Raw genomic sequence first — 10,483 nt, 5'->3', positions numbered from 1 at the left:
CCACAAAGCGATTCCAGGCGGAAAATTACGCATTTATACCACCGCGCAACCGATGCGGAATCCCTACCTTTGCAGTGCAAAGGTTTTTTTGTATAAAAGGTATGGGAAAATATTTCGACATGCTGATGGAGGACGTGCGCATGCGCGAGGGGTTGAACGCCTGCATGAACTGCGGCGTCTGCACGGGAGTCTGCCCGGCGGCCGAGTTCTACAACTACGACCCGCGGCAGATCGTCTCGATCGTCCAGTCGCGTGACGATGATGCCATCGAGGCCCTGCTGAAGAGCGACACGATCTGGTATTGCGGCGAGTGCATGTCGTGCCGTCCGCGCTGTCCGCGGGGCAATACGCCGGGCTACGTCATTCAGGCGCTGCGTACGCTGTCGCAGAAGCTGGGCTTCTTCGTCGAGAGCGAGAAGGGCCGCCAGCAGCTGGCCCTGAAGCGCATCATCGGCGAGAATATCCTCCGCACGGGCTACTGCATCGTGCCGCGGCTGGTCAAACCCGAACTCCACCCCGAACAGGGAACCGTCTGGCAGTGGATCTACGACCACGACAAGGAGGTCTACGGGCAGTTCTCACCCGCCTACATGCGTCACGGCGCCGGAGCCCTGCGCCGCATCGACGAGGAGTCCCTCGATGAGATCCGCCGCATTTTCGATGTCAGCGGCGGCAGCGAGATGTTCGATACGATCGAGAAACACTCCGACCGCAAGGCCCGCGAAATGGGCTACGAAGAGGGCGCCGACCAGCAGTACATGATGGACGTCTTCACCACCAACAGCAACGAGCACTATTAGAAAGATGATGAAACGCAGAAGTTGGCAGGAGTATCAGAAGGAGATTGCCGACGACCACTACTACTATGCCCGCAGCTGCATCCGGCAGAACTTCTTCCCGGGCAGCGAGAAGGCCTTTATCGATATCTTGACGAACGATCTGGGCAAGGATCTGCTCGACGATCCGAAACACTCGTCGTGCACCGGCATCGGCTACCATTCGGACATCGTGCCCCTGGAGACGATCATGACGGTGGTGGCGCGGCAGTTCGCGCTGATGAACGAGGCGGGCTACGAGAATTTCGTCACCTCGTGCATCACTTCGTTCGGTATCTACACCGAGGTGCTGGCCACGTGGAAAGAGTTTCCCGAGACCGAGGAGAAGACGCGCGAGAACCTCTTCAAGGCCACGGGGCGCGAATTCCGCAAACCGGCCAACGTGGCCCATACGTCGGACGTGATGTTCCACTTCCGCGACGAGATCGCCCGCCGGGCCAAGCACCGGCTGGTCAACGCCGTTACGGGCGAACCGCTGCGCGTGGTCGAGCATATCGGCTGCCACTACGCCAAGATCTTCCCCAAATCGGGCATCGGCGGCTCGGAGTTCCCCTACGTGCTGGCCGGCATGATCGAGTCGTGGGGCGGCGAGGTGGTCGACTATCCCGAACGGCGCCACTGCTGCGGCTTCGGCTTCCGCAACTACCTCGTACAGGCCAACCGCGGCTACTCGATCGCCAATTCGCACAAGAAGCTCGAGAGCATGGCCCCCTACAAACCCGACTTCATCGTGGCCAACTGCCCGGGTTGCGCGATGTTCCTCGACAAGTGGCAGTACGCCATCGCCGAGATGGAGGGGACGACCTACGGCCAGAACGGCCACGGCATTCCGGTGCTCACCTACGAGGAGATGGCCGGGCTGGTGCTGGGCTACGACCCCTGGGCGCTGGGCATCCAGATGCACCAGGTCGACGTCGAGCCGCTGCTCGACAAGATGGGCATCGACTACGACCCGGCGGCCAAATACCTGGGCCGCAACGGCAAATACATCGGCAAACCCGCGTCGGCGGTGGTCAACTGCTGCCCGACGGATACGATATACGACATCAGAGAGTAATGAAGAAACGCATTATCGTTATAGGCGGCGGCGTAGCGGGCATGCAGACGGCCCTGCGCCTCGTGGAACAGGGCATGGAGCCCGTGATCGTCGAGAAGGAGCCCGAACTGGGCGGCAAATTGAGGGGCTGGCACGTGTTGTTTCCCTCGTTCACCCCGGCCGAGGAGGTGTTGACCGACCTGCGGCGGCGGGTCAATGAGCACGGCATCGAGGTGATGACCTCCACCGAAGTGAAGGGCTTCACGCCGCAGAGCGTGACGCTCGCCGACGGCCGACGGCTGACGTGCGAGGCGGTGGTGCTGGCCTCGGGATCGACCTTGTTCGACGCCTCGATCAAGGAGGAGTACGGCTACGGCATCTACGACAATGTGCTGACGTCGGCCGATCTGGAGCGGATGTTCAACGAGGGCCGTGTGGCCCGGGCCGACGGTACGGCGCCGCGCCGCATCGCCTTCCTGCACTGCGTCGGCTCGCGCGACGAGAAGGTCTGCCAGCAGCACTGCTCGAAGGTCTGCTGCGTGACGGGCGTCAAGCAGGCCATCGAGATGAAGCGCCTCTTCCCCGAGGCCGACGTCTTCAATTTCTACATGGATATCCGCATGTTCGGACCCGGTTACGAGGAGCTTTACCGCGAGGCGCAGCAGACCTATAACATCCACTTCGTGCGCGGGCGCATCTCGGAGGCGAGCCCCACGCTCGAGGGGCGCGTGCAGATCAAGGCCGAAGATACGCTCACGGGGCGTCCACTGCGCATGAGCGTCGACCTGCTGGTGCTGCTCATCGGCATGCGGGCCAACGACGACAACGCCGCACTGGCCGAAGGTGCCGGGCTGCAGCGTGCCGCGAGCGGTTTCATGAAACCCCGCGACCTCTTCCTGGGCAACGTCTCCAGCAACGTCGGGGGAATCTTCTACGCCGGGACCGTGACGGCGCCGAAGACCATCGGCGAATCGTTGAACGAAGCAACCGCTGCGGCCGATGCCGCGGCCCGATACGTGGAGGCATAGAGCGATGGCAGCAATCAATTTCGGATATACGATCTCCAAGCCGCGGGTGATCGACCTCGACCGCAACAACCTGCGCAAGAGCGACGAGATCCTGCGCGAGATGCCCGAACTGCAGACCTGCATCGGCTGCGGGGCCTGCACGGCGATCTGTACGGCGGGCAACCTCACGTCGTTCAACTTCCGGCGGGTGCATACGCTGGTCCGCCGCGGCGAGTACCAGGGGGCCTACGAGGAGATGAACAAGTGCATGCTGTGCGGCAAGTGCCGCCTGGTCTGCCCGCGGGGAATCAATACGCGCGGGGTGGTGATGCTGATCAAACGTAAACTGGGAGATTTCTGACGATGACATTCTACGCACCCTTCTGTCTGCTGTTCATCCTCGGCGCCGCGGTGATGTTCCTCACGCTGTTCTGCAAGTGGGGCCGCTGGCTTTGGGAGCTTCCGCGCCGCGACAAGATGCGTCTGCTGCGGGGCCTTCCCACGCGGAAGACCCTCGGAGCCGTGGGCGAGGTGATCAGCGAATCGCTGCTCCACCGCCGCATCTTCCGCGTCAACCCGCTGCTGGGCTACATGCACATGTCGCTGGCCTTCGGGTGGTTCCTGCTCATCGCCGTGGGGTGGATCGAGACCGTAGCCTACCTCGGTCTGCGTTACGTGCCGCTGCAGGGCCACGTCTTCTTCAAATACTTCGCCACGGGGCTCGAACACAAGCCGGTCTTCGACTTCCTGATGGACCTGCTGCTGCTCTTCGTCCTCTCGGGCGTGGCGCTGGCCTGGGGCAAACGCTTCTATTCGCGGGCCATGGGGCTGAAACGCACGACGAAACACGTCCTGGGCGACCGCATAGCCCTCTCGGCGCTGTGGTTCATCTTCCCGGCGCGTCTGGTGGCCGAGAGTACCACGTGCGCCATCTACGGCGGCGGGGGATTCCTCACCGGCTCGATCGGCAGCTGGATGGCCGCCCACATCGGGACGATGCCGCTGCTGACGATGGAGTCCGTGGCGTGGTGGTTCTACTCCTCGTGCCTGGGACTCTTCTTCGTGGCGCTTCCCTTCTCGCGCTACATGCACATCTTCACGGAGATTCCGCTCATCTTCCTGCGCCGTTACGGCATCCGCTCCTCGGAGAAGGAGTCGTCGTACGACCACTTTCAGGTCGAGGCCTGCTCGCGCTGCGGCATCTGCATCGACCCCTGCCAGCTGCAGAGCGTGCTGGGGATCAACGACGTGCAGTCGGTCTACTTCCTGCGCGACCGCCGCTACAACCATCTGCGGCTTCAGGTGGCCGACAACTGCCTGATGTGCGGCCGCTGTGCCGAGCGGTGCCCGGTCGACATCGACCTCAACACGCTGCGTCTGAATTCGCGCGACAAGATGCACAACGTCCCCGACGAACGCCGTTACGACTACTTCAAGGGGCAGGACCGCTCGTCGGGCGAGGGCAAGGTGGGCTACTTTGCGGGGTGCATGACGCTGCTCACGCCGCGTACGCTGACGGCCATGTCGACGATCTTCGAGGCGGCGGGCGAGGAGGTCTGGTGGGCCGACCGTGAGGGAGGCGTCTGCTGCGGGCGCCCGCTGAAGCTGGCCGGCGAGACCGATTCGGCCCGCAAGATGATGAAATACAACGCCGATCTCTTCCGCAAACACGGCATTACGACGCTTGTCACCTCGTGCCCGATCTGTCTGAAGGTCTTCCGCGAGGATTACGACCTGCCGGGCATCGAGGTGCTCCACCACTCGGAGTACATCCTGCGGCTGATCCGTGCCGGGCGTCTGACCCTCGAACACGGTTCGACGCGCTTTACGTACCACGATCCCTGCGAACTGGGACGCGGCAGCGGCATTTACGACGAACCGCGCGCCGTGATCGAGGCGGTCGGGGAGTTGTTGGAACCCGCCTCGACGCGTGAGAATGCCCTGTGCTGCGGTTCGTCGGTGGCCAATACGGCCATTTCGGACGGCCAGCAGGTGCAGATAGCCCGCTCGGTGGCGGCCGAACTTGAAGCGACGGGGGCCGAGGTGATCGTCACGGCCTGTCCGCTCTGCAAGAAGGCCATCGGACGCGGTACGCGGAGCCAGGTGCGCGATCTTTCGGAGATCGTGGCCGCCTCGCTAAAATAATTTTCGACGTCTAAATCGCTGATTGATGGCCGGTTCAGTCCGTTTCGACGGACCGGACGGAAAAAATAATTTGCAGGAGACTTTTTTTTGACTTATCTTTGCACTCGCAAAGGCGATAGAAAGGGATCGGGCGAGGGCCGGTTGGTCGTCGCAGGATCAGAAGATATATCGCGGGATGGAGCAGTTGGCAGCTCGTCGGGCTCATAACCCGAAGGTCGGAGGTTCGAGTCCTTCTCCCGCTACCAAAGCGGACAATTCGAAAGAGTTGTCCGCTTTTTCTTTGTAATGACATTTGTAATCTTCTGATATAGAGCGGAAAATCTCAAATACGCTGTTCTCTGCCAAGGTTCGATAACAGCCTTTTTCCTTATCCCAAACAATTCCCAGTGGATGGATTAGTTTTTGTATCTTTTGGCAGACTTCAAAATCCATTTGTTTCCATAATTCTCCTAATTTACAGGAAATTGCAATAGCGGTTGATGTGAACTCTCCCAAGTTCGATAAATCCTCAACTGTTCGGCCCAGCTCATTCTGCAAGGTTTCTTTTTGCTCTTCCAAATCCGCTAATGCTACTTGAAAAGTCTCTTTGTCAATCTCGTCAAAGGCAAATTTCTTACGCAGATTTTTGATCTTGGTCTCTGTGCTTTTGAGGTGTTGCTCCAATTTCAATTTCTCTGAGTAGGATTTCTCATGCTTTTGTTGAAACTTGCGCTGGATCACCTTTTCTAAAATGGACCTGAGCTCATTTGGAACATTGTATTGTGAAAGCAGAGAAGTGTATTGTTCGTGAAGGATTTCTGCTGCAACATTGGTTCCGCACCCTTTGACATTGCATTTGTAGTAGCCTTTCCCGTTTTTAGAGGCAGTGTATCCTGTGAACGGCTTTCCATGTTCAGCGCACAACACATGGCGTTTAAGAGGAAATTCAGGGGTAATTTGGCGCTGTTCGTAGCGGTCATGGTTTCCTGACAGGTTTTCCTGTACTTTGTTGAATATGGCTTCCGATACCAATTTCTCCTGCTTCCCTTCAATGATTCTGTCTCCAAGAAGTTGGTGTTGGATCTTTCCACAATAAAATACATTGCGGAAAATTTCAGTTAATCTTTGTTTGTGTATTTTTAAACCTCGTGCCTCCAGTCGGCGTACTATTTCCATATTGGACAAATTCTCATTGGCTTTCCATAGAAAAGCCTCTCTCAGCAGCTTGCCTGTTTCATTGACTGTGATGACATGCGTTTTTCCTTCTTTGTGTGAGTCGTACCCCATGGGTGGTCTGCTGTACCACTCCCCTCGTTCTATACAGGCGCGCATTCCTTCTCCACATTTGTGGCGCCTCATGGCATTGTCAATATCTGCAATGATGATGAGAATATCCTCTATCATGTCTGCTAAGCAATTATCTTGGTCGATGGGTTGGTTGACAGACTTTATGCAAATTCCACTCTTTTTCAATTTGGCTTTTGTGGCAATCCCTTCTGGAGAATTTCTGCTGAATCGGTCAAAGTCATAGACTACAATGCAGTTGATTTCAGGGTCAAGCAGTACCTCTGCTATCATGTTCAAGAAGAGTTTGCCTTCAACTTTGGCACTTTCATTCCTTGCTCCAAACTCTCCTTTGATTTTGATATGGTTTCGTTCGCAAAAGTTTTGACAGGCTTTTCTCTGTGTATCTATTGAACAGTTGTTTTTATACTGCTCCGCAGAGGATACCCGCGTCCAAATTACGGCTACTTGCTCTTTTTGGGCAACTCTTTTTCTTATGATTTCATCTTCATTCAGTTTTTTCTTTTTAATCATGGTTTATACTTTTAATTTTTTTAAGTAGGATTCGTAGCTGATTTCTGCTATTGAATCAAGGTAGTTGAGGATGGTTAACATACACTCCTCATCTGTGATGTTTAACTTGTAGAATTCAGGTTTATATTCATCTAAGTCCTCTTTTTCAAACATGAATAATCTAAAATTCTATCCACAGAAAACTGTGGTTATTCGCTTTCGGCTCCTACGTTTGTTTGCAGGACTTTTATTTTCGCCATGGGATGCTTAGACCATCTATGCAATAGCTTAGTGTAAGATTTTTTTATCACATACAGATTTTATTTTATTGATTAGCAATCTCAGAAACGAGATTTGAATAAACATACAGATAATATTTTTAAAAACCAAATTTTATATTTAATATTTTAAATAATTTTCTTGATTTTTTGAAGGGTATTCACACTTACCCCGCAGATTGCGGCTATATTTCTTAACGAAATACCCTTCTTTATCAACTGAATCTCTTTGAAATACTGTGTTTTCATTTCATCCTCACTTTTGCGGTAGCCAACCTTCCTGCCAACTTTACCGCCATTCATTCTGAAATGGTTGTAGCCGCTTTCCATGCGAGACCGGATAAGATTGCGTTCCATACTGTTAAACTGACTGATTATCCCCATAACCAATTGAGCAATAGGATTGACTGTGCCATTTGCCTGTAACGTTTCCAATCCATTCTGCAAAATAAATAATGAAATTCCGCGTTCGGTCAAGAACTCTATGACATTCAAGAAATCTGTTATTCTACGGCTAAGGCGACTGCACTCATAGATCAGCACTTTGTCAACCTTATTCTCCTCTACATATTTGAGCAGGTCCGCCAAAGCCTCCCGCTCTGCAACCTTCTTTGCTCCGCTAACCTTTTCTGAAAACTCTTTAACAACCTCATACCCCATTCGTGATGCGTACTCCCTTAACTCTGATAGCTGGCGCTCGTAGTCCTGTCCTAAGGTCGAAACCCGTGCGTATATTACCACTCTCGTTTCCATCATCTATCAATCTTTTTTCAATACAAATATATTACATCTATATAATATATGCAATATTTGCATATTTAATAAATCCTTTATCACAACAAAAAAATCCCGACTTTGAAGCCGGGATTCAAACTCTACAAGTTTATGCTAAACGCTACTCAATACGCTTGTAATAATCTGCATAAGGCGCAGGGTTAACATCAATACTTTGACCATACATAATCAACTCATCAGCGGACAAATCAACTTTGAATATTACAAACATCAGCGTCAATTCACCCGTCTTGCTATTATAAGAGTATTTTGTAGAATATGGACTTTTTTCTCCGTTCTGATACTCATAGACTCGCCCATCTGCCATAAACTCAAGCATATGTTCACCCGGGGCGAATTCATCATCCGGAAGACTTCCGTCAAGCCATACCGTTTTGACCTGCTCCCATTTACCAACAAGAAGACTATTATTATCTTCATCTTTGGAACATCCGACAGCAGTCAAGAGAACCATCGCAAATACGAATACTAAAGTTCTTTTCATCATCTTCAGACTGCATTATTAAAAACTGAGACCAATCGAAACAAAAAAATTCCCCGTCTTCGCATCAGATACACCCATCTTGTTCAGATACCGGATATCGTTATCATCAAAATCGCTCATATCCAATTTTAAATCCTGCCCCACATTGATAAAACCAAACTCGTATCCCAACGAAAGACAGAAACGTCGCCATTGTACTGTCCCGCCAAAACGCATACCCAAATCGGAACGCTTGAGAATGCCATTCTTTCCAAACGAATCAACCGTATAGAGATCACTGGCTCGTAAAAAGTTTGCATCACAAGTTCCTCCGACGCCTAATGCATAATAAAATCCAGCAGAAGGATAAAACACCCAATGTTCTCCTGCATAAAATTTATAATTAACCATGACAGGAATCTGTACATACAACGCACTCAATCTCACTTCTGACATGGTTCCGCCACTTCCTTTCATGGTGAGATTTAAGCCTGTTTCCAGATAAAGAGGTTTGGATGGCATTAATAACCGTTCATAAACACCTCCAATATGAAATCCGGGCTTGGTTGTAGAATGACCATCATCACCCCCGGTCAGTTTGGCAGCATTCAAGCCCAATCGGACTCCGTAAATGTTTTTTTCAAAGTTCTGTGCAATAGCACTGCTTGCCACCATGGCAACTCCCACAAGGGCAAAGAAAAGTTTTTTCATAACCGTTTGGTTAGTTTTGGCTCTCCCCGACTCCCCAAGAGATGATTATAAATAAAAAGAAAGTGTGGAGCCGTTTCGTCTATCAAGTAGGAGGTTGTGGTAAGACCTTGACTGAAATAAACGATGCAATACCCCACACCTGAATAGTATGGGGTATACACATAGAATATGCCTACCTCAATAACTACACAAGGAATGAGTGCTGTTCGTCTATCCTTCAGTCTTGAAACTACCACATTTCCTACTTAGGATAAGTGCGAAAACACTTTCATCAAATATGTCTGCTGATTGCTCAGCGACACAAAGATAGAAAATTATTTTCACATGAACAGCACTCTGTGCGAGGTATTGCAAAAAAGATAATAGCGACTAATACACCGCTATCAAATTTTCCCATCTGAATGATCTCCAACCTCCGCTTTCCAAATCATAGTATGCAGTATTTGCATAACGTTCACGGCTTTCACCCCAGCCACAAACCTTATCTGCTATAAAGTCTGGATTCGTGGTACCAAAAGCGATTCTGATGCTTCCATCCTTTTTCAGATAGGCGAACTTCACAATCTGCCCGCTACGCAATTTCTGCTTAAGTTGCTCTATCAAAAGAGCCTTTGAAATGCCATCCACCATTCTTGAAGAGGTGCGAACTGCAATAACTTTTGCGCGAACTGCCGTGTCATTGTTGAGTAAAATAACCTGTGCCATATTTGTAAGATTTTTTATTACACCTAATTGTTAAAATTTCCAATGTTTGGGAGTCCTCCACCCCATCAATTCGTAGAGCTTATTACGGCAATCGGCATAGGAGCGACCGCGATACACCTTCTCACCCGTCTCCACATTTCATACATAAAGCCCGCTTCCCGCCCCCATAATCTTGTATTTCCTTTCCGTTGCCATATATCCTCCATCCCTTTGTTTATAGCACAAATATATGACATATATTTTATATATGCAAATATAAATGTGTTTTATTTTGAATATTTGTCATATTTTTATAGTTTTGCTTAAAACAGATTCCAATGGAGAAAGAAAAAGTAGAACGGACAGTTGTCCACGTTGAATTGCTGTGCGATAACAGCCATCATTATTTTGGTAGCTTGGCTGCCATCTACGAAAAATTCAAGAAAGAGGAGATTGGTATTAGCTATGGCAGTTTGCGCAATTTTGGGTTATCTGCCGATAAACCATATATGAATAAACTTTGCATTATCAGAAAAGGGTATTTGATAACCATCCCCAAAAAAGCAGGCAAAGAATAAGTGGTTTATTTATACTAAGAATTGATAGCTACATACTATCAATTCTTGACCTTATCAAAAATAATCTTTTAAATTACATTGCTACAAAATAGAGTGCCTTTGCAAACATCTGAAAAGATTATTTTAATACAAAATTAGATTGCCACAGCAGCAAAGAAGATCATGATCTCCAAC

10 protein-coding genes and 1 tRNA gene are annotated in these 10,483 nt (G+C 50.8%); 7 read left to right on the top strand and 4 right to left on the bottom strand.

The features are described 5' to 3' along the window. Nucleotides 1–101: 101 nt before the first annotated feature. The 6 genes from B5G09_RS13590 (at nt 102) to B5G09_RS13565 (ending at nt 5,269) form a co-directional block, all read left to right on the top strand. Entirely contained in the window at nt 102–800 is a 699-nt protein-coding gene (locus B5G09_RS13590) for a 4Fe-4S dicluster domain-containing protein (RefSeq protein ID WP_087310016.1), read from the top strand. A 4-nt stretch (nt 801–804) separates the two neighbouring features. Beyond that, a complete protein-coding gene (locus B5G09_RS13585) occupies nt 805–1,893 on the top strand; it encodes a heterodisulfide reductase-related iron-sulfur binding cluster (RefSeq protein ID WP_087405601.1) in 1,089 nt (362 codons plus the stop codon). Continuing rightward, nucleotides 1,893–2,900: an FAD-dependent oxidoreductase gene (locus B5G09_RS13580; RefSeq protein WP_087405600.1), complete on the top strand. Its 1,008-nt coding sequence runs from the start codon at nt 1,893–1,895 to the stop codon at nt 2,898–2,900. Before B5G09_RS13585 ends, B5G09_RS13580 begins: the two co-directional genes overlap by 1 nt. Nucleotides 2,901–2,904: 4 nt before the next feature. Next, nucleotides 2,905–3,240: a 4Fe-4S dicluster domain-containing protein gene (locus B5G09_RS13575; RefSeq protein ID WP_087310022.1), complete on the top strand. Its 336-nt coding sequence runs from the start codon at nt 2,905–2,907 to the stop codon at nt 3,238–3,240. A gap of 2 nt (nt 3,241–3,242) precedes the next feature. Further along, entirely contained in the window at nt 3,243–5,024 is a 1,782-nt protein-coding gene (locus B5G09_RS13570; RefSeq protein WP_087405599.1) for a (Fe-S)-binding protein, read from the top strand. Between the two features lie 169 nt (nt 5,025–5,193). Further along, nucleotides 5,194–5,269 (top strand) — tRNA-Met (locus tag B5G09_RS13565). 1,938 nt (nt 5,270–7,207) lie between these two features. Here B5G09_RS13565 and B5G09_RS13550 read toward each other — a convergent pair. The 4 genes from B5G09_RS13550 to B5G09_RS13535 all read right to left on the bottom strand — a co-directional run bounded on the left by B5G09_RS13550 (nt 7,208) and on the right by B5G09_RS13535 (nt 9,752). Continuing rightward, complete coding sequence (locus tag B5G09_RS13550; protein WP_241147685.1) at nt 7,208–7,834, bottom strand: recombinase family protein; 627 nt, start codon at nt 7,832–7,834, stop codon at nt 7,208–7,210. A gap of 139 nt (nt 7,835–7,973) precedes the next feature. Beyond that, nucleotides 7,974–8,357: a hypothetical protein gene (locus B5G09_RS13545; RefSeq protein WP_206384458.1), complete on the bottom strand. Its 384-nt coding sequence runs from the start codon at nt 8,355–8,357 to the stop codon at nt 7,974–7,976. Between the two features lie 18 nt (nt 8,358–8,375). Continuing rightward, nucleotides 8,376–9,047 carry an outer membrane beta-barrel protein gene (locus B5G09_RS13540; RefSeq protein ID WP_087405596.1) on the bottom strand — a complete coding sequence of 224 codons (672 nt, stop codon included), beginning with the start codon at nt 9,045–9,047 and terminating at the stop codon, nt 8,376–8,378. 369 nt (nt 9,048–9,416) lie between these two features. After that, the gene (locus B5G09_RS13535) at nt 9,417–9,752 is read right to left on the bottom strand and encodes an SH3 beta-barrel fold-containing protein (protein WP_087405595.1); all 336 of its coding nucleotides are present in this window, start codon (nt 9,750–9,752) and stop codon (nt 9,417–9,419) included. 317 nt (nt 9,753–10,069) lie between these two features. Here B5G09_RS13535 and B5G09_RS13530 point away from each other — a divergent pair, with 317 nt between their 5' ends. Beyond that, complete coding sequence (locus B5G09_RS13530) at nt 10,070–10,309, top strand: hypothetical protein (RefSeq protein ID WP_087405594.1); 240 nt, start codon at nt 10,070–10,072, stop codon at nt 10,307–10,309. Nucleotides 10,310–10,483 lie beyond the last annotated feature (174 nt).

Source organism: Alistipes sp. An54 (assembly GCF_002159375.1).
Lineage (GTDB): Bacteria > Bacteroidota > Bacteroidia > Bacteroidales > Rikenellaceae > Alistipes > Alistipes megaguti.
The sequence above is the reverse complement of the archived record's forward strand: the minus strand, read 5'-3'. Positions and strand labels throughout refer to the sequence as shown.